Source organism: Oceanobacillus bengalensis, from assembly GCF_003628445.1.
In the GTDB taxonomy this organism is placed as follows: domain Bacteria; phylum Bacillota; class Bacilli; order Bacillales; family Amphibacillaceae; genus Oceanobacillus; species Oceanobacillus bengalensis.
Genome location: NZ_RBZO01000020.1, coordinates 25,306 through 47,399, shown reverse-complemented (window position 1 = coordinate 47,399; position 22,094 = coordinate 25,306). Strand labels below are relative to the sequence as shown.

Here is a 22,094-nt window from a genome sequence, read left to right as displayed (position 1 = left end):
GCCACCCAACACCAAAGCTGGATGACTTTCTCATTATTTATTTTACTAACGCCTTTAATTCTTCTACTTTATCCGTTCTTTCCCATGGGAATACAATATCTGTTCTACCAAAATGCCCGTATGCAGCGGTATTTTTAAAGATTGGTTTTCTCAAATCAAGCATGGCAATGATTCCAGCTGGGCGGAGATCAAACAACTCACGAACTGCATTTACTAAAACTTCCTCAGTGGCAATTCCTGTTCCGAATGTATTAATCGCTATAGATACGGGTTCTGCAACACCAATTGCATACGCTAATTGAACTTCACAGGATTTAGCTAATCCCGCTGCTACTATATTTTTCGCAACGTATCGCGCCGCATATGCAGCAGAACGGTCAACTTTTGTAGAATCTTTCCCACTAAAAGCACCACCACCATGGCGAGCATAGCCACCATATGTGTCAACAATAATTTTACGACCTGTTAGCCCTACATCACCTTGTGGTCCACCAACAACAAAGCGTCCTGTTGGGTTAATAAAATATTTTGTTTGTTCATCTAGTAATTCGACAGGTACAACAGACTCTACAACATGCTTAATCAAATCCTCTTTTATTTGTTCCTGTGTGATTTCTGGGTGATGTTGTGTAGAGATAACGATTGTATCCACTCGTACGGGTTGATCATTTTCATCATATTCAATCGTAACCTGTGTTTTCCCATCTGGGCGTAGATAATCCACAATATTTTCTTTACGAACATCTGTTAATCGCTTCGCCAACTTATGAGCCAATGAAATAGGAAGTGGCATCAGTTCTTCCGTTTCATCACATGCAAAACCAAACATTAACCCTTGGTCCCCAGCACCAATAGCAGCAATTGCTTCATCACTCATTTTTCCTTCACGAGCTTCTAACGCCTTATCCACACCCATTGCTATATCTGCAGATTGCTCATCAATAGCAGTTAATACTGCACATGTTTCGGCATCAAAGCCATATTTTGCACGGGTATACCCGATATCTTTCACCGTCCCGCGAACAATTGCCGGAATATCAACATATGTGCTAGTAGATATTTCTCCAGCAACTAATACAAGTCCAGTTGTAACCGTTGTTTCACACGCAACACGTGCATTAGGATCCTTTTTTAAAATTTCATCTAATATTGCATCCGAAATTTGATCAGACATTTTATCTGGATGCCCTTCTGTTACTGATTCTGACGTAAACAAACGACGATTGGTAGCCATTTGGCTAATTCTCTCCTTTAATATGAAATTACGGAACTCTTACTCTTATATCATTCTTTTTATTCATTCATGTTAGAAATAGTTATTATTAATTATGGGAGAAAGACAACCTGCTATTAAACTTTAAAAGAGGCTTGATTCATCTATAAAGTAAAAAAGCCCTTCCTACTAATATGGAAAGGGTTACCGTGGCCTTTCCCTCTTATTGTTCAAGGAATCATCCTTGCATCAGGTTAGCACCTTTTCACATGACGTGATGGTTGCTGGGTTTCATCGGGTCTGTCCCTCCACCAACTCTGAATAAGAGAGTATCCGTTCACTTTAAAGATTAACGAAACTAGGGATTTATGTCAACCGTTAATTAGTTATAACAACTACTAAAAGTTTTCATACACCATTGTTATAAAAGTTTCATAAAATAACCCCAAATAGTATGGACTATCTTATACAATGTGTTATACTAATAAACAATTAAGAAATTAAAGATGTTTGTTAGTCATTTCTTAAACCATCCAAAAAGGTAGGAGAACTGAAGTGAAAATGGTGGAAAAAACATTATTAAACGAATTATATGTTCACAAAAACTTATATGGAAATTTATCCGTTCCACAATTAGTGGAAAAAATCCTAGAAAGAGAAGAAGCAGTTTTATCTGAAACCGGTGCTGTTCGAGCGACTACTGGTAAATATACTGGTAGATCCCCTAAAGATAAATTTATCGTAAAAGATGAAGTTTGTGAAAATCATGTTGATTGGGGTGCTATAAACCAACCAATCGAAGAAAAATTTTTCGATCAATTATACCATAAAGTTGTCGATTATTTAAAAGATCAAGATGAGGTCTTTTCATTCAAAGGTTTTGCTGGTGCCGATGAAAAATATCGTTTATCAATTCAAGTTTTCAATGAATATGCATGGCATAACCTATTTTCCCGTCAATTATTTATCACACCAACTGATGAAGAATTGAGCAACCATCAAACAGAATTCACTGTTATTTCTGCACCAAACTTTAAAGCCGACCCTAAAGTAGATGGTACAAATTCGGAAACATTTATTATCGTGTCCTTTAAAAAGCGCGTTATTTTAATTGGTGGTACAGAATATGCAGGAGAAATAAAAAAATCCATTTTCTCTATCATGAACTATTTATTACCACAAAAGGATGTCCTATCCATGCACTGTTCAGCTAATGTTGGTGCTGAAGGTGATGTTGCTTTATTCTTCGGCCTTTCTGGTACAGGAAAAACAACCTTATCAGCTGATCCGTATCGCCGGTTAATTGGAGATGATGAGCATGGTTGGGGCCCTAATGGTGTATTCAATATCGAAGGTGGCTGCTACGCAAAATGTATCAACTTATCCAAAGAAAAAGAGCCACAAATCTATAATGCCATCCGTTTCGGTTCGGTGTTAGAAAACGTTATGCTTGATAAAAATACACGTAAGCCAGACTATGATGATACATCGCTAACAGAAAATACACGAGCAGCATATTCAATTAACAATATCGATAACATTGTTTCACCAAGTATTGCTGGTCATCCGAATGCAATTATTTTCTTAACTGCTGATGCGTCTGGAACATTACCACCTATTAGTAAACTAACGAAGGAACAAGCAATGTACCATTTCTTAAGTGGTTACACAAGTAAACTAGCCGGAACAGAACGTGGTGTAACAGAACCTCAAGCAACTTTCTCAGCTTGCTTCGGTTCTCCATTTCTACCACTTGCACCATCAAAATATGCCGAAATGCTTGGTGAGAAAATTGATCAATACAATGCAACGGTATTCCTAGTAAACACTGGTTGGACTGGTGGTTCCTATGGTGTTGGAAGTCGAATGAAACTTTCCTATACACGTGCAATGGTCCACTCTGCATTGGAAGGTGAGTTAAATTCTGTTGAAACTGAAAAAGATGATATTTTCGGTTTAGAGATTCCAATGCACATTCCTGGAGTACCTGATGACGTGTTAATTCCAAAGCAAACATGGGAAGATAAAAATGCGTATGAAAAAGCAGCACAAAACCTTGCTTTGAAGTTCCATAACAACTTTGAGAAATTCACACAAGCATCTGATGAAATTAAGCAAGCAGGACCTTTATACAAAGGTAAATAATAATTATTTCCTCATCCCAATAGGATTTCATTTATATGTTAGTCATGGTTAGATGATTCTAACAGCCGGCCTCTATGCAGAGTCCGGCTTTTTCTTTGCACTAGATTGCTCCAAATAATGGCAGTGATTCTTTTATGTTCAATACTAGTATATTTATGAGCGGAAATTCCACCTTATAAGCACCACATAGGTTTATAAGCAGCTATTCTAGTTTAGAAGCATCCCCCCCTTTTTATAATTGTTGTTACTTTATGGGCAATCGCCATTCTCAACAACTATTCCTATATAGGCAATCACACAATTTTACACGTTAGCATAAACTGTGTTGACTAAATATCATCCATTAAGAAAGGACCTGACGATATGAGAAGGTTTAAGTTCGTAGCTTTATTTTCAATTGTTTTACTCATCATTCTCTCAGCCTGTAATTCTAACGGTACTTCGAAAATAACATTAGCAGAGGTTACTAGATCTGTATTCTATACACCAATGTACGTTGCATTAGAGCACGGCTTTTTTGAGGAAGAAGGATTGGAGGTTGACCTGCAAACAACGTGGGGAGGCGATACAACGATGACAACATTATTATCAGATGGTGCTGACATCGCCCTTGTTGGAGCAGAAACATCGATTTATGTGTATGCTCAGGATTCAAAGGATTATGCGATAAACTTTGCACAGCTAACACAAACAGATGGTACATTTTTAGTTGCAAAAGAACCGAAACCTGACTTCACTTGGGAAGATTTAGCGGGTAGCAATTTCCTAGGTCAGCGTATCGGCGGAATGCCACAAATGGTTGGAGAATATGTTTTAAAACAGCACGGTATCGATCCACATCAGGATGTTAATTTAGACCAAAGTGTTGATTTTGCCAATATCCCAAGTGCATTTGCTTCTGGAGATTATGAATATGTTCAACTATTTGAGCCTACAGCGAGTGTATTTGAAAAGGAAGGTACTGGACATATTGTTGCATCATTTGGTGAAGAGTCAGGAAAGGTGCCATACACCGGATTTATGGCAAAGCAAAGTTATTTAGATGAGAGCAGTGAAACGGTGGAGAAATTTACGAGGGCAATTTACAAAGCGCAGCAATGGGTTGGGGAAAATGATGCGGAAACGATTGCTGAAGTCGTTCAACCTTTCTTTGAAGATACCGATGTAGAGCTACTAGCATCTTCTATTGAACGTTATAAGAGTCAGGATTCTTTTGCAACCGATCCTATTTTAGATGAAGAGGAATGGGAAAACTTAAAAGCAATCATGGATGAAGCTGGGGAACTTCCAGCTGACGTTGCTTATGAAGAATTAGTAAACACAGAGTTTGCCAAAGAGGTTACTAAATAACTAAGGAGGGAAATCTGTTGTCATTTCTAACCTTAGACCGTGTATCACATCACTACTTTTCAAAAGACAGTTACACAAAGGCATTAGATAATATATCTTTTTCTTTGAAAGAAGGAGAGTTCATCTCATTGCTTGGCCCAAGTGGTTGTGGGAAGTCTACTATTCTATCCATTATCGCAGGTATTTTCAGGCAAACCGATGGGCAAGTATTGTTAGAAAAAAAACCAATCAATGAATCTGAATTAGCAATTGGCTATATGCTCCAACAAGACTATCTATTCCCTTGGAAAACGATTCTAAATAATGTTTTGCTTGGACCAAAAATACACAACAAGAATGTAGAAAAATTAAAACCGACTGCCTTAGAACTTCTCAAAGAGGTTGGCCTTGAAGGTGTAGAAAATAGTCATCCCGCATCTCTTTCTGGGGGGATGCGACAACGTGCGGCATTGGTTCGAACGTTAATAAATGACCCTAAAATACTGTTACTTGATGAACCTTTCTCTGCACTTGATTACCAGACAAAACTTAAACTAGAAGACTTGGTTGGGAAGCTTTTAAAGGCATACCATAAAACAGCTATTCTTGTAACACATGACATTGGCGAGGCCATTGCGATGAGTGATCGCATTTTAGTAATGGGAGCAAACCCAGGAACAATTGCAAAAACATTTGAAGTACCGATTGAATTACGAAACCAGCTACCATTAACCGTTCGCAAGCATCCAAAGTACCAAATATTATTTGATAAAATTTGGGAAGAGTTAGAAGAAAAGGAAACAGAAAAGGGGCTGCGCTCACATGAAAAGTGATCAACATCTATTTGATAACTATCAGAAAAGCTTAAAACGTGAGCGTAAAATTGTCCTATCGTGGCAACTTATTATCTTAGTTGCATTTATTGCCATTTGGGAAATTTCCAGCAGAATGTACCTAATTGATCCGTTATTATTCAGCTCACCTAGTAAAATCATTACATCGCTTTTTGAACGATTTTTAAATGGATCGATATTTAAGCATCTATCTGTTACGCTTTTTGAAACGATAATGGGATTTATTATCGGTACGATTGGTGGGGTTATCCTAGCTACCATGCTTTGGTCCTCTAATCGCTTTTCAAAAATAATGGATCCATATCTCGTTATCTTAAACGCCATGCCAAAGGTTGCACTTGGACCGATTATTATCGTAGCACTCGGACCTGGTTATCTTTCTATTATTACAATGGGATTTCTCGTATCCGTCATCATTACAACACTAACCGTTTACTCCGCGTTTAATGAGGTAGATCCAAACTATGAAAAAGTGTTAACAAGTTTCGGTGCAACAAAGGGGCAACGATTTAAGGAAGCTGTATTTCCAGCAACATTACCAACAATTATTTCCATGTTAAAAGTTAATGTCGGGTTATCATGGGTTGGAGTTATTGTAGGAGAATACCTTGTTTCCAAAGAAGGACTTGGTTATCTCATCATCTACGGCTTCCAAGTATTCGACTTTACACTTGTGATGTCCAGTCTTGTGATTATCGCCATTCTTGCTGCAATTATGTACAAAGTAGTAGAAAGAATTGAAAGCTGGCTGATAAAACAATCGACATAAGAAATGGCTTGTAACCCAAGCCATTTTCTATTTATTTCATCCCCAAATAAACCAAAATTGCATCCCGTAAAAATTCCGCTCCACCTTTTACTTTCTTATCATAATAAGCAGTAAATCGTTCATCTGCTACATACATTTCTGCAAGTCCAGCATGCGCTTCTTTTGCGTATTTAGTCCATGAATACATCAACCATTCCTTATGCTTCGCAGCAAGCTCCTGTGCCAAATCTGACTTAGGGTCACCGGTTACGTAGGCTTTCTTGAGTAATACAAGGATTTCTTCCCCAAGTTTAGTCATTGCCTCATAATCACCTTGAGACATCCCTCTTAGTTTTCTATTGCTAGCATCCACCGTTTCGTCTCCGTATTTCTCACGAATTTCATTACCATAATTCTGTTCATTTTCGTCTATTAATCGTTCTTTAAAGCCTGCGAATTTTTCTTTGTCATGCATGGTTCTTCCTCCTTCCATACTTGAAATTGTCGTCTCAACAGTTGCAATTATTTTGTCAAGTCGGGCTCGTTTTTTCTTTAATTCGTTATAGTGATCTTTCAGAGCCAACGTTGGATTAAAGGATGGCTGATTTATGATTTTCATAATATCCTCTAAACTTACTTCTAACTCACGATAGAATAATATTTGCTGCAAAAGATCAACTTCCTTCTGGCCATATATGCGATATCCAGATGAATTAATCCTCCCTGGCTTTAGAAGTCCAATTTGATCATAGTAGCGAAGGGTGCGGCCGCTCACCCCTGACATTTGAGCCAATTTATTTACTGTATATTCCATCATGAACCCTCCTGACATTTAATATGATAGACCTTTACGTTGCGTAAAGGTCAAGGAGAAAATTTATCTTTTTTTATGGTTTCTTTTTGTAAGTTTTGCTCGTAGTTGATATAAATGTTAACTTATTTAATTCAGAATAATAATCCTAAAAACACCGTTCCACTAAGATTCTGCTTTACTTTTATAAAACTAGTATTACGCTGTTTTTTTACAGAAAACAACAATCTATACAATTTGTAACATAATCAACAATTTTTGGAAAAAGCCTCTAACAAAAGAAGCACATGATATTATAACTCAGGTATCATGTGCTTCTTTCTATTAATTCTTATACATTACTAATTCGACCCATGCAATACTCCAAAACGCCATCTTTCATAATAAAACTGAAACGATTATTATATTTTACATTCTCCGGGATTTCCCTTAGTAACACTGGGCCATATGTCTCAAAATAAGTATCTTTGCTTTCTAATTTCCCGATTCTCGCGTAGTATACATTTTTTATGACATAATCACTTTTACCTTCCACATAATATTGACCGATATAGTGAATATCCTTTATAACACCACCAGTTTCTTCATCTACTTCCCGTATTGCCGCTTGTTCAGCGGTTTCTCCAATTTCTACTTTACCTCCTGGGAATTCCAATCCTCTTTCTTTATGTTTCGTCAGTAACCACTTATCTTGATGCCTACAAATAACTAAAACATGTTTCGGGCGATCTGAAAAAGGGTGATCATCAAAGGAAAGCTTTACTTCATTGTTGTAATAATCTCTGAATATCTTCAAACGCTTTTCAACTACCTTTTTTACAACTAAATAAGTGTTACTTTTGTGATTTTCCAATTATTTTTATAGGTTAATTCTAACTCAATCGTATACTTACCATCCATTACAGTTTGATTATGTTGAATAACTTTCACTTTATTATCAGTGATTCTTTGTATCTCGTATTCATTTTCTTCCACAAACCATGGTGGTGTTTCTGTTGGTAGAATATACATGCCATCTGCTTCTTCTGTATAATAGAAATCTACATATGGAGCAGCTACTTCTCTAGTGGTTACCTCTTCAAAAGCTGTTAGAAGTTCATCTACATTCTTCACGTATAATGCTTTGTAGTTCGTATCAATTTCCTGTACAAGGATGTTCATAAATTGATTGGTTAGTTTAACAACTTCTTCATGCGTCACGTCGTATGACTGACTTAGCTGTATCGTTTGTGTTTTTTCTAAATTTGAATTTACTTGTCCGTGATTCTTCGCGGAAACGAATTGATTATCATTGCTCATAATCAAAACAGTTAATAAAATTCCAACACCTAACACACCAAGCAGTGATACTATTTTCCCCACAAAGATTCCCCCTTAGCTTCTTAAAGTATAGTATTCCTCTTCCTCTAAGGGGTTAAACATACTCTCGTGGACAAGGAAGGGACACTTCTAGTAAAAGATATAACCTACTCTTCACATTAAGTTTCTCACAAATGATTACATACTATTATTACCTAGAATTCCCATACTTTCAATATGTTTCTGTGTTTTTTCATCCCCTAAATCATGAATCATTTGAAAAGCGACAATTAAGTTCTCATCATAGGCATCGTTCGAGCTATCGTTATGATATTCGACAATCGGAACATGCGCGCGGAAAAATGTTCCAATGTCTGCAGATTGCATATGATTTATGATTCTTCTAAGTTCACCGATTTCCGTTTCAGTCGCATGTACAACGAAATCATCATTATTATCATATTTTTCTTGTGATATTTCACCGGTTCCAATATTAATATAATACCTACTCTTTTCCATACGAACACCTCCTGCTACTAATTTGAGCCTCTTATAAGGAAAGTATTCTAAAAAAGAAATGCTGTTTTCTAAAAGATTGTTTTTGTCAACTATGGAAAGTTATTTTGAACTTGATGTAAACTTCGGACTAATTTAATTCAGTATTGTTTAGCTCTCGCTTACACTTATTAATGCTATGTGCTGTAATTCGCTGCGGCAGAATGCTTCGCTTTCCGCGGGCACGGCCTCAGCCCTCCTCGGAAGAAAACCACTTCCTGTGGGGTCTTCGGACACGTGCTGTTCCCGCAGGAGTCTACGCATTCTGCCTACGCTATGTTAAGTGCTTTAGATGTTATTAAAGCTATCGAACACAGAGTCACGTTTTGGGTAGATTTCCCTCGCGAAAGCAGCATTTTTTTAGTTGAAATCAAATAGAGCAGGAGCTTAGTGGAGGAAACACACGGAGACTCCTACGGGAGGATAGGCCTAGGTGAGACTACGTAGTGCGTTAGCACGAAGAAGGCTCATCAGCCGCCCGTGGAAAGCGAAGTGTGTTTCCGGAACGATGTGTTTTGCACAATACTGAATTAAAGAAATCAACAGTCTATACAAATTGTGAAAAATAATTGCAACAAAATATACGAAAAGAGAACCTTAAATTAGGTTCTCCTACTTACATTAATTTGTTTCGTACAAGTTTATTCGATGCATTTCTTGGTAATGAATCAACAAAGCGGACTTCCTTAGGTAATTTATATCTTGCTAATCGTTCTCCTGCATAGGTTAATATTTCTTCTTCTGTCACTTCTTCATTTTTCACAACAAATGCAACAGGAACCTGCCCCCAAGTATCATCCTGCTTACCTGCTACTCCTACCTCTTTAATCTGTTCCATTCCGGTTAATACACTTTCAATTTCAGAAGGGTATATATTCTCCCCACCAGAAATAATTAAATCTTTTCTTCGATCGACCACATACAAAAATCCTTCATCATCTAAATAGCCTAAATCTCCCGTTTTTAACCATCCATCTTGAAATGACCTCTGATTAGCTTCATCATTTTTATAATATCCCTTTGTTACCATTGGGCCCTTCACCATTATCTCACCAACTTGGGCATCCGTTTGCCCACTGATTTTAAGCTGTGCCGAGAATAATGACTTCCCTGCTGATCCAATTTTTTCCAGAGCATACGATGGACTTAACGTAACAATCTGTGAAGATGTTTCGGTCATCCCATACGATTGAAATACAGGAATATTTTTGTCCTTTGCAGCCTCTAGTAATGGCCTTGGAGCTGGTCCACCCCCTAGCAGCATACATCTAAATGCTTCTGGATATTGTCCATTCCCTAACTGTTTCATAAGACGCTGGACCATCACCGTAACGACAGATGCAATCGTAATTCCCTTTTCCATGATAGCGTGATGGACGATCTCTTCATCAAATTTCTCAAGAAGATAAATAGGCATGCCATAAATCACACTTTTCATAGAAGTTGATAGACCACTCACATGAAATAATGGCAATGGAATAAGCCATTTATCATTTGGATGAATACCTAGATTCAGTGCGGATCCAACTGCGCTCCATAAGTGATTACCATATGTATGGATAACTCCTTTAGGAAATCCAGTCGTACCTGAAGTGTAAATGATCGTAAAATGATCATCTAAATGGAGTTCCGTTTGCAGTTTAGTTTCCCTAGGCTGAAGTTTTTCCATATCTGAAAAAGAAAAAATAGTTGGTACATCAAGTTGCTCTGCAAATTCCCTAAAGTTGTCTGCTGTTAATAGGACATTTACCTCCGCATCTTTTACCTGATAATTCATTTCTTCTTCAGTTAGTCGGACATTTAATAAAACACCAACTGCTCCTAAATAGCTTAGTGCGTGGATTGTCGCAAGCATTATAATGCTATTAGAAGATAATATTCCAACATGAGTACCTTTTTCAATGTTTAGATTGGCAAGCTTTTTTGCAAGCATTTGGCTATACTCTTTCAGTTCTCTAAACGTCATCGCATCGCCACTATCCAGTTCAATCGCTATATGATTTGGAGATAGATCTGCTTGTTTTGTTAACCAATGTGGAATGGTTTCCGCCATTCATCTTCACCTCTATTGAATAGTATTTGCTTCTCTTAATACACATAAATAAAAACCTTTGCTCTCTTTCAAGGCAAAGGCTTTTATGATTTATTTAAGGAAAACGAGGGAATTTTTTAAAGTTTGGTTTTCTTTTCTCTTTGAATGCGTCTCGACCTTCTTTTGCTTCATCTGTTGTGTAATAAAGCAAGGTTGCGTCTCCACCCATTTGCTGTAAACCAGCTAAACCATCTGTATCTGCGTTGAAAGAAGCTTTTAAGAAACGAAGTGCTGTTGGAGATTTTTCCAAGATTTCTTCGCACCATTGTAATGTTTCTTCTTCTAGTTGGTCAAGAGGAACTACTTTATTTACCATGCCCATTTCATATGCTTCATCCGCATTGTATTGACGGCAAAGGTACCAAATTTCACGAGCACGTTTGTGTCCTACCATACGCGCCAGGTAGCCTGCTCCATAACCAGCATCAAAGCTTCCTACTTTCGGTCCAGTTTGTCCAAAAATAGCATTATCTGCAGCAATTGTTAGGTCACATACGACATGTAGTACATGCCCGCCACCAATTGCATAGCCTGATACCATTGCAATGACAGGTTTAGGGATTGTACGAATCAAGCGTTGTAAGTCAAGTACGTTTAAACGTGGAACTTCGTCACTTCCGACATATCCACCATGACCGCGAACAGATTGGTCCCCACCAGAACAGAATGCTTTTTCCCCTTCACCAGCTAAAATAATAACACCGATTTCAGAGTCATCTCGTGCATCTGTAAAGGCAGAAATCATTTCGTTTACCGTAAGCGGTGTAAATGCATTACGCTTATGTGGACGATTGATTGTAACTTTTGCCACTCCATTATATTTTTCATAAATAATTTCTTCATATTCTCTTACTTTTTCCCATTGTACAGTCATAATATTTCCTCCTTTATAAATGGCTGTTATTATGTACTACTTGTGATTCAAAATGAACTCAGTTACTAGTTTACCAAAAATTTTAGGTTTTTCCACGTGAATTGCATGTCCAGCATCTTCACACTTTATTAGCTTACACGAAATAAATCTACTTTGCATCTTTTTATTAATCTCCACGTATTTCTCATCATGTTCCCCAACGATTAATAATACAGGGGCAGAAAATCCCTCTAGTTTATCCCACCAAGATGGTTGTTTACCCGTTCCCATAAAACGTAGTGACATCGCTAAGCCATTTGGGGATTGCGAAAGCCTCTCTCTACGAATGGAATGCTGCACTTCTTCAGGTAAATTCCTTTGTGTTTCAAACAATGGAATATTTTCCCAAAAGGAAACAAAAGCTTCTAGACCCTCTGTTTCAATTCTCTTCGCCAAACCCTCATCATTTTTCACTCGTGCCACACGTTCGGCTACATTTGCTAAACCAGGTGATGCACTCTCAAGTATTAAAGAGAGTATGCCTTCTGGATAGAGCATCGCAAAGGAAAGGGCTGTCCTTCCACCCATCGAATAGCCAACTAGGTGGAAAGCGTCGAGATGTAGAAACGCAAATAATTGCTTTAAATCCCGACAACACGCTTCCACTGTTCTTGACTCACTTGTCTGCGTTTTACCATGTCCAGGCAAATCAATCGTAATAATTTGAAATTGCTTGTCCACAGTATTGATAAAATTCTTCCATGTTGTAGTACTTCCTGTGAAGCCATGTAACAACACTACTGGAATCCCTTGTCCATGAATTTCATACCAATATTTTGCATCATTTATTGAGAAATACAAAAAATCAGCTCCACTGCTCTAATATTTCTGCTTCAATGGCATCCCATATTGCCCGATGCCATTCAACATTTTCCGTACGATCGGTTCTGATTTCAATTACATGAAGTCCTTCTTGCTCATAACTAGCACTTAACAGATATTGTAAATCTTTCTTCGTTCTTGCAAGGGCATATTTGCCACCATACATAAACACAGAGTTTTTAAAATCTATGTCTAGAGGAGTTCCAAATAAGGCTTCAAAATGTTTCTTATCATTTGCTTGTGGTAGAAAAGAAAAGATTCCACCACCATTGTTGTTAATTAAAAGGATTGTTATATCAAGATTGTAATGTTTCGCAGCCATCAATCCATTCATGTCATGGAAATAGGATAGGTCACCCGCTACAATCGTAACAGATCTCCCTGCTGTTGCTGCTCCCATTCCACTTGAAAGTAGACCATCTATTCCGTTAGCCCCACGATTGGCAAGAATTTCTATCTGCTTTTCAGTTGACATCATAAAGCTATCTACATCTCGAATCGGCATGCTATTCGCAACATAAATAGTACTCTCATCAGGAGTAATGCCAAGTAATTCTTTAATTGCGTCTCCCTCTGTCACACGATCTTTTTCACCTTTTGTTAGATGTTTTTTTGCAATGTGATTCATTTCCTGCCAAGTACTAAGCCATTCTTTATCAAATGTAATGTCTGCTGATTCAGCAAGTAAAGCATCACATAGCTCTACAGGATCAGCAAAAATAAATTCTGATACATTACCAGTAGGTTCACGGTACCCGGCATTATTTTCTACAACAAATTGTAAGGCTTGTTTATTTTCTTTCACATAGAACAGATATGCTTTAGAGACAGGCATTGCCCCAAAGCGAATAATGAAGTCAGCCCGAAGAATGTCTCTAATGTCCTTATTACGCAAGAATGCATCATAGCCTTCAATAATATGTTCTTTTCCATGCATACCAGCTCTTACTTGGGATAATGGATCAGCTAATATTGGTAAGCCCCACTCCTTCGCAAGTGCGGTTACCGCTTCAGGAAAATCTTCATCAACTTGTGGTCCACAAATAATGACGCCTTTTTCCTTGTTTTTTAGTTTGTTTACTAATAACTGTAACTGTCTATACGACAATCGTTTTTTTCCATCAAAATCCTGGCTATAATCTTTCTCCATCCTATCCTGTTCTTTCAAATCCCATAGATTCTCGATAGAGAAGTCAGGCATAAGTGGTTCACGGAACGGGAAATTCAAATGTACGGGGCCACCGTTTCCTTCTTTTGCCAAATAAACAGCACGAGAGGCTTTATTTCGTACGTAATTCAACATTTCAGGTGTTGCCTCAGGTAAAGCCATTTCATGGAACCATTTCACATAATCACCGTAAAGATTAATCTGTTCTATTGCTTGTGGTGCACCGACATCACGAAGTTCATGCGGTCGGTCCGCAGTAACAATGATAAGAGGCACTCTTGCGTAATGTGCTTCTACAATTGCTGGGAAATAATTTGCTGTTGCTGTTCCTGATGTACAAACGAGGGCAACAGGTCGTTTTATTTGCTTAGCCATTCCTAAAGCAAAAAAAGCTGCAGAACGTTCATCAATGATAATCCATTCTTTAATTGATGGATGCTCTGTAAATGTTAATGCAAGTGGTGTAGAGCGTGACCCTGGTGAAATCACGACATCAGTTACACCACTTTTCACCATTTCATCAACAAAATTTGCTGTATATCTTGTTAGTACTTCTGTATGTTCCATTAAGCCTGTCCCCCTAAAACGGATAACATTGGTAAGAACTTCATATTTGTTTCTTCGTATTCCTGTTCGGGAATAGAATCTTTCACAACACCACAACCTGCAAATAGTGATGCTTCATCTCCTTGTACGAGCGCAGATCTGATCGCAACCGCGAATTCTCCATTATTATTACTATCCATCCACCCTACAGGCGCACCATACCAGCCTCTATCTAAAACTTCATTCTCTCTAATGAAAACGAGAGATTTATCTTTTGGAGATCCTCCTAGTGCTGGAGTTGGATGAAGTTTTTCGATGATATCAAAAATACTAAATCCTTTTTTCAAGATACCAGTAACAGGCGTATAAAGATGTTGCAAATTCCTTAGTGGATAAATCACTGGTTCTGACGGTATCTTCAAATCGGTACAGTAATCTTCCATAGCTGCTTTTATCATTTGCACTACGAATTGATGTTCTTCCAGATTCTTCTCATCATGCAGGAGTTCATAGCGAATGACACTATCTTCCTCAGGGGTCTTACCTCGAGGTGCTGTACCAGCCAGACATGTCGAAAACAACCTTGCATTTTCTAGTTTGACCAACCGTTCTGGTGTTGCACCAACAAAGCAATCCTCCCCTTGTTCAAATGCGAAAATATAACTATTGGGCTGTGATTCTAATAGGTTTTGTAAGATTAACCCAATATTTGCCCTGCGATTAAACGTTAGGCGCATCTCACGAGCAAGTACTATTTTATCAGCAGAAGCTTTTTTAATTTCATCTGTTGCCTTACGTACCGTTTCCTTCCACTGTAATGCATCTATTTCTTCTTTATTAATAATAGAGAGAATTTCATCTTCTATTATTGTTTCATGACATAATGTACTTTCCATATCTTTTATTTCATTTGCTAATTGTGTTGGATGGTCATTTTTCGTAACTTTTACATTTACGGTTAAATAACAGGTATCTCGGTATACCGTCAGCATATATTCAGGAATAACAAAGTGACTGGCTTTGTAGTTTTCCCATAATGTTGTCGTTTGCTTTTCTGGATCAAAAGACATTCCTCCGAGTGCAACGATTCCTGTTCCAGGGACTTCATATCCATTATGAATTACTGCTTTGTTCAGGACATTATTCCATTTATCCTTTGTTTCATTAAAGCGCGTTTCCGATTTCTCGGACATCATTTCAGATGCGCACCCAATACCAACTAAATAAAACTCTTTATTTGAGCTCATCCAAAATATTCGATTTTTTTCAGTCTGTTTAGCAGCTTCAAAAAACTGAAATGGATTTACCGTATTTATTCTCTTCGTATAGCTAACAAGTTGAAAGTCATCATTATTTAACCCGTAAATCGATTTTTCTAATAGTGCTTCCACTTGTTCATGCTTCAAATCAATCATAAAAAAAACCTCCGATATTCACATGACAAACGTCCATATCCATTTTATGCTCTTTTTCCATGATTCTCAAGAAAAGCTATCTACTTTTTAGGAAAACTACTTAAAAACAAAAAGGAATGATTGACACCCCCTCCTTATTCTCCTAAAATTAATATGATATTAGGTAAACTTTTTGGGGGAAAATATAATGGAGTATACGAAAAATAAAAATGTGAAAGATGCTCTAAATGAACGAGGAGGATTCCATGTTTGGTGGCGAATGCTCAGACCGCATACGCTAACAGCTTCGTTTGTCCCTGTTTTCATCGGAACAATGGCTGCTTACCTAAATGGTTCCATCAATTGGCTCCTATTCCTTACCATGCTAGTAGCATCCTTACTCATACAAACAGCAACAAATTTATTTAATGAATACTACGACTTCAAACGTGGACTAGATACCGAGGAATCTGTTGGAATTGGCGGTTCCATTGTCCGTGATGGAATTAAACCGAAAACCATCAAAAATTTAGCGTTCTTCCTCTATTTTATCTCTTTGCTATTAGGGATTTACATTTGTATGGTATCTAGTTGGTGGATTGCAGTCATTGGTTTGGCATGTATGGCCTTAGGTTATTTATACACTGGCGGACCTCTACCAATTTCAACCACACCATTCGGAGAACTTGCTTCAGGGCTCCTCATGGGTACAGTTATCATTTGTATTAGTTATTTTATACAAACAGGAGCATTAACATCAGAAATAATTATTATTTCATTACCAACAATGATATTTATTGGAAGCATTAATTTAGCAAATAATATACGTGACCGTGATGGCGATAAAAAAGGTGGTAGAAAAACACTTCCTGTTCTGATAGGGAGAGAAAAAGCAATCACCTTTATGACAGTATTATTTATCATCGCTTTTGGATTAACAGCACTTTATATTATTTTAGGAATACTTCCAGTTTGGTCTTTAATTAGTTTTATCGCTGTTTTTAAAGCAATAAGTGTCATTAAGAATTTCCGAGGAAAAACGGAACCACTAGAAATGATGCCCGCGATGAAAGCAACAGGAATAACGAATACAATTTACGGGTTATTATTAGGAATTTCATTACTTATCAGTCATTTTATATAAATAAAAATGTCTTTTAAAAAGGAGAGTTATATATGAATACCGAAAATACCCTACTACATTCGTTAGGAATCAAAGTCATCTCATTAGATAAAGAGGCAGTTGTCTTGACAATGCCAGTTGACGGGCGAACACATCAGCCTGTTGGATACTTACATGGCGGAGCATCTGTTGCACTTGCTGAAACGGCTGCAAGCATTGCTGCATCACTCCATGTTGATTTAGAAAAAAATAATGTGTTTGGAATGGAAATTAATGCGAACCATATTAAAAGTAAAAGAGATGGTATTGTTACTGCAACAGCCACCCCACACCACATCGGCAAAACAACTCATGTGTGGGAAATTAAAATAACCGATGAAGCAGATAACTTGGTATGTATTTCTAGATGTACGGTTGGTGTTGTGCCTAAGAAGGAAAAGTAGATTCTCGATTGAGAATCTACTTTTTTTGTAGGGATATGGTCGCTTCTCGGGATATTGCTTCCTTCTCGGGATATATGCTCGCTTCTCGGGATATATCCTTTCTTCTCGGGATATATCCTTTCTTCTCGGGATATATGTTTCCTTCTCGGGATATTTGCTCGCTTCTCGGGATATTTGCTTCCTTCTCGGGATATATGCTCGCTTCTCGGGATATTTGCTCGCTTCTCGGGATATTTGCTCACTTCTCGGGATATTTGCTCACTTCTCGGGATATATGTTTCCTTCTCGGGATATACGCTCTCTTCTCCGGATTTATCCTCTCTTCTCCGGATTTATGCTTTCTTCTCCGGATAAATCCTCTCTTCTCCGGATTTATCCTCTCTTATCAGAGATATCCCTATCACCCAACTTTTACAACGAATCAAAAAAGCCAACCTCCAAGGAGATTAGCTTCATTATCTATTTATACTAAATTAGCTTGTTTTTGTTCAATCCAACTACGCATTTTTATAAATAATGGAACAAAGAGTATTCCTACAACGATTCCTTTAATTGCATTAAATGGTAACACACCAGCGATTACGGATGCCCAAATCACTTCTTCTGTCATTTCCCAGCCCATAAACCAACCATACGCAGGTAAGATGATAAAGTAATTTAAAACACTCATACCGACTGCCATTACTATCGTTCCTGTAACAAGACCCGAAATAACACTTTTAACACCTTTTTTGAATTTATGATAAAAGATGGAGACCGGTAAGACAAACATAATCCCAGCTAAAAAGTTTGCAGCAACCCCAATTGGGTCCCCTGCTCCTGAAACAGCAAGATAAAGTATATTCTTAATTGCTACAACAATGACCCCTGCCATCGGTGAAAAAATAAGAGATGCCATTAAGGCTGGCACTTCACTAAAATCAATTTTCAAGTAAGGCGGTAAAGCTGGTAATGGAAAATTCAAGAAAAATAATACCAATGAGATCGTACCTAGTAAAGCTAGAATAATAAGTTTTAATAATTTCGATGATTGTGCTGATTTTTGCATCATCGTTTCCTCCTTCAATTTATCGATTCCTCTCTTGTCGTGAAGGAGAAGCCTTGGTCTGATACAGACTGCCGATGAAATAAGGTTGCTAAAGCTAGAAAACACAAAAACCCTAAAGCCTAATGGGGCTTTAGGGTTAAATTATAAATTTCATCAGCAAATTAAGGCACACGAAGCACCAAAATCAGGCTCGACATCTTCTCTCATCCAGACTTTAACTGTCGGTTCTGGAGTTTCACCAGATCAGCCAAAATGCATTAACAAATTGGGTCGCGGACTTCAAGTTATTACACTATTTACCGCCGGTCGGGAATTACACCCTGCCCCGAAGATTAGAATCGATTATTTAATTTAACTTTTATTATACACGATATTGTCACAATTGCAAAGGTTTTTTTCGTAGGATCTTTTTGTATTGTACTATGTACACGAGGCCTGAAAATCATCTCTAACTGGTAAGTTAAAAAACAGCTGCAGGCATGAAACTGTAGGTGATAAGATTTAGTATCGGCCTCAGCTGAAATCGGAACCTTTTTTGCAGTAATCCACCTACTGCCATTAGATTAAACTCGGTAAGATGAATTCCATCCATAAAGACAAGGCTAATAATTATAGAAAGAGGCTAATATATTTTGGGTGTATGAGGTGTTCATTTGTTTTTGAGCAAGAAAAAAGGACCAATCCGCTAAGCGAATTGATCACAGCCTTTAAACGACACTATCGACAATTTCTTCAATTTGATCGCATACATAGTCGATATCTTTTATAATTGTCTCATTATTAAGCGTAATCATTCCTCTATATTCATTCAAGTTTAGCTTGTCAAAAATGGACCCACTAGGTTCTCCTGTATATTTATCCACTTCAAAATACAGCTTTGTTTCCTTTTCACCTGGAACAATATACACTTCTAATTCCTCCAGCTTGCGAGCATATTTACCAATTGTAGGGACAAACTCGAATTGTTGCACATAAGGAAGGCGGCTGGCAATTGCCCGTGGTGTTTTTTCATTTTCCATTTGTCTAAACCGGAAGCCAAGCATTTTAATGGAATCGATGATATTTTGATACGAATCAGTCGGTCTCACAGAAATATGGTCTTTGTCCCTGGGGTCAAAGGCTTTTTTGATCTCCAAACCGGTTTCTATCCAAACAGGCGGTACATTCAGACGGGTTTTCGGATCCTCCATTGTCATTGGGGTATCCAAAGGAATCTCAAAAGAGAAAGGAATTTCCTTCTTTTCCCCTTGTTTGATGGTAAATGGCTCGTTTACTCTATGAGTATGTACCTCCGCCCTTGTAAGACGATCACTACGCTCATGACCGTACAACGTCATAAGTTGTAGTTTGATAGATTCGATTGATTGATCCGTGTCCCCCCCTAAGATAATGACCGTTCCATAGAGGTTTTCTCCCTGTTTGACAACATCATTAGTTACCTTCGTATTGACTTTAGCTGAACCAACCCCGAAGCTTGCAATCGTTTTCTTAAATAATGACATATATAAACCCCTCCAATGAATTGTTTGAAACTAATAAGTATATTCCTATAATTCTGGAACTAAGTTAAGTTTATCTTATTTAACCAATGATGAGCAATAGAAAACTTCTAAGATAGAAGCGTCTCCCTCCTGATTATCCTTATGAAATGTATTTCTTTATTTAATGTTCATTTTCAATCAAATATCAAAAAACATTGATTTAACAACAAAAATATAGTGCTAAACTCTATGTCGTTTAGCACTATATTTACACTGTTATTTGAAATTTTCTCTACGAAAGCCGAGCTACTTACCTTTACAAAATTAATAAGTAACTAAACTCTATTTAATCTTCTAATGGATTTAAACTTTCTGTCCCTGTTAAATCAGCAATCATTGTAACCAGTAAATCAATTTCTTCATCGATATCTTGGAAGCTTGCCGACTCCACTGGGGAATGCATATAGCGTAATGGCAAGGATACGAGCGATACTGGAACACCTTTTCCAGTAAGGCGCATCTTATCTGCATCCGTACCTGTCATTCGTGGTGTTAGTTCGTATTGGACAGCCATATTTAATTTTTTCGCTGCCTTTTCTAATAATTTATTTATTTTAATATTAATCGGAGCACCTTTTGCTAAAACTGGTCCTCCTTCTAAACGAACGTCACCATGCTTATTTTTATTTACACCAGGATAATCTGTAGCGAATGTTACATCACAGGCAATAGCCATTGTTGGTTCAATACCTGCTGCTGCAAAATATGCTCCACCCATATTTGTTTCTTCATTAACCGTACTTGCAGCATATACACCTACTTTTACATTTTTCTCGGATAGTCGTTTTAATACTTCCGCTACAATAAAAGCTCCTGTACGATTATCTAAACCACGACCAGCAACATAACGATCCATTAAGATCTCAGGCTCTGTTTTATAAACACAGAGGTCACCGATTTGTATGTATTCACTAGCTTCTTCCTTCGATTTATATCCACAGTCAATGAATAAATCGTGTAAATCAAAATCATTTTTGAGTCCACCGTGATGCTGTGCGTTCACTCCGATAACTCCAGTTGTTGCTCCGTTATAACCTAATACGGTTACCCGCATACCAACAGCCGCCTTCGGATTAATACCTCCCATTTTATCAAAATGCAAAAATCCATTCTCATCAATCCGATTGATAACTAGCGCAATTTCATCACAATGTCCTGCGAGTAATACCTTGAAATCTGCATCTGGATTCAGAACACCTATGGCATTTCCTGCGTTATCTGTAATGATTTTATCAGCAAAATCCTTCACATAATCTATCCACTTTTTTTGAATTTCCATTTCCATACTAGATGGAGAGGGTGTTTTTAATAATTCTAATAAAAATTCCTGATTTGAATTTCTCATTGATTTACCTCCTATGTCAACATCTACTTTCATCATATCAAAAATTCACAAGTAGAGCACATTTGTTTACGCTCACAGCAATTATGGTTAGAATTTAAGAAAGAAAAGAATAAGGAGAGTGGAACAGTTGAATTTAAACAATTGGTTTGAAAAAGCGATTCCAGCGCAAGACTACATTGATTCCATGAAAATGAACAAAGAAGGATTAGAACATATCTACAAGACATTCGCCCCACCAGAAGAAGACGAAGCTTTTATTAATAAAACACAAGAAAAACAACTTCGTGCCATTGTTCTAACAGAAGATTGGTGTGGAGACGCAATGTTAAATATTCCTATTTTGCTTAAATTCGCAGAAAAGGCAACGATTGAAACACGTATGGTACTGCGTGATCAAAATCTGGAGTTAATGGATCAATACTTAACAAATGGAAAATCTCGTTCGATTCCTATTTTCATTTTTATCGATAAGGAAGGTAATGAAGTAGCAAAATGGGGTCCCCGCGCTGCTGAGGTTCAGCAATTTGTTGATGAATCGCGCAGTTCCCTTCCACCACAAGATGCGGATGAATATAAAGAAAAAGCAGAAGCAATGTATGCATCATTTCAGGAAACATATCAAAGTAACCAAGATTTCTGGAATTATGTCTATCAAAGTATTAAAGCTGTATTATAAATGAAAAATAGTCTGCTACAATACAAGCA

20 protein-coding genes and 2 riboswitches are annotated in these 22,094 nt (G+C 37.5%); of the genes, 7 read left to right on the top strand and 13 right to left on the bottom strand.

From position 1 onward, the window contains the following. Positions 1 to 37 precede the first annotated feature (37 nt). Positions 38 to 1,234 (bottom strand): methionine adenosyltransferase, encoded by a 1,197-nt coding sequence (gene metK / locus D8M05_RS12860; protein WP_121132431.1) that lies wholly within the window; start codon positions 1,232 to 1,234, stop codon positions 38 to 40. A 199-nt stretch (positions 1,235 to 1,433) separates the two neighbouring features. Next, a riboswitch (SAM riboswitch) is annotated at positions 1,434 to 1,541 on the bottom strand. A gap of 233 nt (positions 1,542 to 1,774) precedes the next feature. Here metK and pckA point away from each other — a divergent pair. The 4 genes from pckA to D8M05_RS12840 all read left to right on the top strand — a co-directional run bounded on the left by pckA (position 1,775) and on the right by D8M05_RS12840 (position 6,310). Then, the gene (gene pckA, locus D8M05_RS12855; protein WP_379543373.1) at positions 1,775 to 3,358 is read left to right on the top strand and encodes a phosphoenolpyruvate carboxykinase (ATP); all 1,584 of its coding nucleotides are present in this window, start codon (positions 1,775 to 1,777) and stop codon (positions 3,356 to 3,358) included. 363 nt (positions 3,359 to 3,721) lie between these two features. Next, the gene (locus D8M05_RS12850; protein ID WP_121132427.1) at positions 3,722 to 4,708 is read left to right on the top strand and encodes an ABC transporter substrate-binding protein; all 987 of its coding nucleotides are present in this window, start codon (positions 3,722 to 3,724) and stop codon (positions 4,706 to 4,708) included. 17 nt (positions 4,709 to 4,725) lie between these two features. Next, positions 4,726 to 5,520 carry an ABC transporter ATP-binding protein gene (locus D8M05_RS12845; RefSeq protein ID WP_121132425.1) on the top strand — a complete coding sequence of 265 codons (795 nt, stop codon included), beginning with the start codon at positions 4,726 to 4,728 and terminating at the stop codon, positions 5,518 to 5,520. Further along, positions 5,510 to 6,310: an ABC transporter permease gene (locus D8M05_RS12840; protein WP_121132423.1), complete on the top strand. Its 801-nt coding sequence runs from the start codon at positions 5,510 to 5,512 to the stop codon at positions 6,308 to 6,310. The genes D8M05_RS12845 and D8M05_RS12840 overlap by 11 nt, the downstream gene beginning before the upstream one ends. Positions 6,311 to 6,341: 31 nt before the next feature. On the opposite strand, the gene D8M05_RS12835 is transcribed toward D8M05_RS12840, so the two are convergent. The 9 genes from D8M05_RS12835 to D8M05_RS12795 all read right to left on the bottom strand — a co-directional run bounded on the left by D8M05_RS12835 (position 6,342) and on the right by D8M05_RS12795 (position 15,910). After that, on the bottom strand, positions 6,342 to 7,103 hold the full coding sequence (locus D8M05_RS12835; RefSeq protein WP_121132421.1) for a MerR family transcriptional regulator: 762 nt from the start codon (positions 7,101 to 7,103) through the stop codon (positions 6,342 to 6,344). Positions 7,104 to 7,431: 328 nt separating this feature from the next. After that, positions 7,432 to 7,896, bottom strand: a complete 465-nt coding sequence (gene ytkD, locus D8M05_RS12830) for an RNA deprotection pyrophosphohydrolase (protein ID WP_121132419.1) — start codon at positions 7,894 to 7,896, stop codon at positions 7,432 to 7,434. A gap of 26 nt (positions 7,897 to 7,922) precedes the next feature. After that, positions 7,923 to 8,462, bottom strand: coding sequence for a hypothetical protein (locus D8M05_RS12825; protein ID WP_121132417.1), 540 nt, complete (start codon positions 8,460 to 8,462; stop codon positions 7,923 to 7,925). Positions 8,463 to 8,597: 135 nt separating this feature from the next. Continuing rightward, the gene (locus tag D8M05_RS12820; RefSeq protein WP_121132415.1) at positions 8,598 to 8,918 is read right to left on the bottom strand and encodes a hydrolase; all 321 of its coding nucleotides are present in this window, start codon (positions 8,916 to 8,918) and stop codon (positions 8,598 to 8,600) included. A 652-nt stretch (positions 8,919 to 9,570) separates the two neighbouring features. After that, on the bottom strand, positions 9,571 to 11,007 hold the full coding sequence (locus D8M05_RS12815; protein WP_121132413.1) for an o-succinylbenzoate--CoA ligase: 1,437 nt from the start codon (positions 11,005 to 11,007) through the stop codon (positions 9,571 to 9,573). Positions 11,008 to 11,101: 94 nt separating this feature from the next. Next, positions 11,102 to 11,920 (bottom strand): 1,4-dihydroxy-2-naphthoyl-CoA synthase, encoded by an 819-nt coding sequence (menB, locus tag D8M05_RS12810; protein ID WP_121132411.1) that lies wholly within the window; start codon positions 11,918 to 11,920, stop codon positions 11,102 to 11,104. 36 nt (positions 11,921 to 11,956) lie between these two features. Then, positions 11,957 to 12,760 (bottom strand): 2-succinyl-6-hydroxy-2,4-cyclohexadiene-1-carboxylate synthase, encoded by an 804-nt coding sequence (menH, locus tag D8M05_RS12805; RefSeq protein WP_121132409.1) that lies wholly within the window; start codon positions 12,758 to 12,760, stop codon positions 11,957 to 11,959. A gap of 4 nt (positions 12,761 to 12,764) precedes the next feature. Then, a complete protein-coding gene (menD, locus tag D8M05_RS12800) occupies positions 12,765 to 14,516 on the bottom strand; it encodes a 2-succinyl-5-enolpyruvyl-6-hydroxy-3-cyclohexene-1-carboxylic-acid synthase (RefSeq protein ID WP_121132407.1) in 1,752 nt (583 codons plus the stop codon). After that, the gene (locus D8M05_RS12795; protein ID WP_121132405.1) at positions 14,516 to 15,910 is read right to left on the bottom strand and encodes an isochorismate synthase; all 1,395 of its coding nucleotides are present in this window, start codon (positions 15,908 to 15,910) and stop codon (positions 14,516 to 14,518) included. Before D8M05_RS12795 ends, menD begins: the two co-directional genes overlap by 1 nt. A gap of 187 nt (positions 15,911 to 16,097) precedes the next feature. On the opposite strand from D8M05_RS12795, the gene D8M05_RS12790 reads away from it, so the two are divergent. Further along, on the top strand, positions 16,098 to 17,033 hold the full coding sequence (locus tag D8M05_RS12790; protein WP_121132403.1) for a 1,4-dihydroxy-2-naphthoate polyprenyltransferase: 936 nt from the start codon (positions 16,098 to 16,100) through the stop codon (positions 17,031 to 17,033). 32 nt (positions 17,034 to 17,065) lie between these two features. Continuing rightward, on the top strand, positions 17,066 to 17,455 hold the full coding sequence (locus tag D8M05_RS12785; RefSeq protein ID WP_121132402.1) for a hotdog fold thioesterase: 390 nt from the start codon (positions 17,066 to 17,068) through the stop codon (positions 17,453 to 17,455). A 463-nt stretch (positions 17,456 to 17,918) separates the two neighbouring features. Here D8M05_RS12785 and D8M05_RS12780 read toward each other — a convergent pair whose 3' ends face one another. The 3 genes from D8M05_RS12780 to D8M05_RS12770 form a co-directional block, all read right to left on the bottom strand. Beyond that, positions 17,919 to 18,503, bottom strand: a complete 585-nt coding sequence (locus tag D8M05_RS12780; RefSeq protein ID WP_121132400.1) for an ECF transporter S component — start codon at positions 18,501 to 18,503, stop codon at positions 17,919 to 17,921. Positions 18,504 to 18,694: 191 nt separating this feature from the next. Then, positions 18,695 to 18,840: riboswitch (FMN riboswitch) on the bottom strand. A 370-nt stretch (positions 18,841 to 19,210) separates the two neighbouring features. Further along, the gene (locus D8M05_RS12775; RefSeq protein ID WP_121132398.1) at positions 19,211 to 20,005 is read right to left on the bottom strand and encodes a sporulation protein; all 795 of its coding nucleotides are present in this window, start codon (positions 20,003 to 20,005) and stop codon (positions 19,211 to 19,213) included. A gap of 325 nt (positions 20,006 to 20,330) precedes the next feature. Further along, complete coding sequence (locus D8M05_RS12770) at positions 20,331 to 21,389, bottom strand: M20/M25/M40 family metallo-hydrolase (protein ID WP_121132396.1); 1,059 nt, start codon at positions 21,387 to 21,389, stop codon at positions 20,331 to 20,333. Positions 21,390 to 21,507: 118 nt separating this feature from the next. Here D8M05_RS12770 and D8M05_RS12765 point away from each other — a divergent pair, with 118 nt between their 5' ends. After that, positions 21,508 to 22,065, top strand: coding sequence for a thioredoxin family protein (locus D8M05_RS12765; RefSeq protein WP_342772261.1), 558 nt, complete (start codon positions 21,508 to 21,510; stop codon positions 22,063 to 22,065). The last annotated feature ends 29 nt before the right edge of the window (positions 22,066 to 22,094 follow it).

Bases quoted from the DNA above. Each gene is read 5' to 3' on its own strand.
- metK (WP_121132431.1), bottom strand. From the start codon at position 1,234: ATGGCTACCAATCGTCGTTTGTTTACGTCAGAATCAGTAACAGAAGGG.
- pckA (WP_379543373.1), top strand. From the start codon at position 1,775: ATGGTGGAAAAAACATTATTAAACGAATTATATGTTCACAAAAACTTA.
- D8M05_RS12850 (WP_121132427.1), top strand. From the start codon at position 3,722: ATGAGAAGGTTTAAGTTCGTAGCTTTATTTTCAATTGTTTTACTCATC.
- D8M05_RS12840 (WP_121132423.1), top strand. From the start codon at position 5,510: ATGAAAAGTGATCAACATCTATTTGATAACTATCAGAAAAGCTTAAAA.
- D8M05_RS12835 (WP_121132421.1), bottom strand. From the start codon at position 7,103: ATGGAATATACAGTAAATAAATTGGCTCAAATGTCAGGGGTGAGCGGC.
- D8M05_RS12820 (WP_121132415.1), bottom strand. From the start codon at position 8,918: ATGGAAAAGAGTAGGTATTATATTAATATTGGAACCGGTGAAATATCA.
- D8M05_RS12815 (WP_121132413.1), bottom strand. From the start codon at position 11,007: ATGGCGGAAACCATTCCACATTGGTTAACAAAACAAGCAGATCTATCT.
- menB (WP_121132411.1), bottom strand. From the start codon at position 11,920: ATGACTGTACAATGGGAAAAAGTAAGAGAATATGAAGAAATTATTTAT.
- menD (WP_121132407.1), bottom strand. From the start codon at position 14,516: ATGGAACATACAGAAGTACTAACAAGATATACAGCAAATTTTGTTGAT.
- D8M05_RS12795 (WP_121132405.1), bottom strand. From the start codon at position 15,910: ATGATTGATTTGAAGCATGAACAAGTGGAAGCACTATTAGAAAAATCG.
- D8M05_RS12790 (WP_121132403.1), top strand. From the start codon at position 16,098: ATGGAGTATACGAAAAATAAAAATGTGAAAGATGCTCTAAATGAACGA.
- D8M05_RS12785 (WP_121132402.1), top strand. From the start codon at position 17,066: ATGAATACCGAAAATACCCTACTACATTCGTTAGGAATCAAAGTCATC.
- D8M05_RS12780 (WP_121132400.1), bottom strand. From the start codon at position 18,503: ATGCAAAAATCAGCACAATCATCGAAATTATTAAAACTTATTATTCTA.
- D8M05_RS12775 (WP_121132398.1), bottom strand. From the start codon at position 20,005: ATGTCATTATTTAAGAAAACGATTGCAAGCTTCGGGGTTGGTTCAGCT.
- D8M05_RS12770 (WP_121132396.1), bottom strand. From the start codon at position 21,389: ATGAGAAATTCAAATCAGGAATTTTTATTAGAATTATTAAAAACACCC.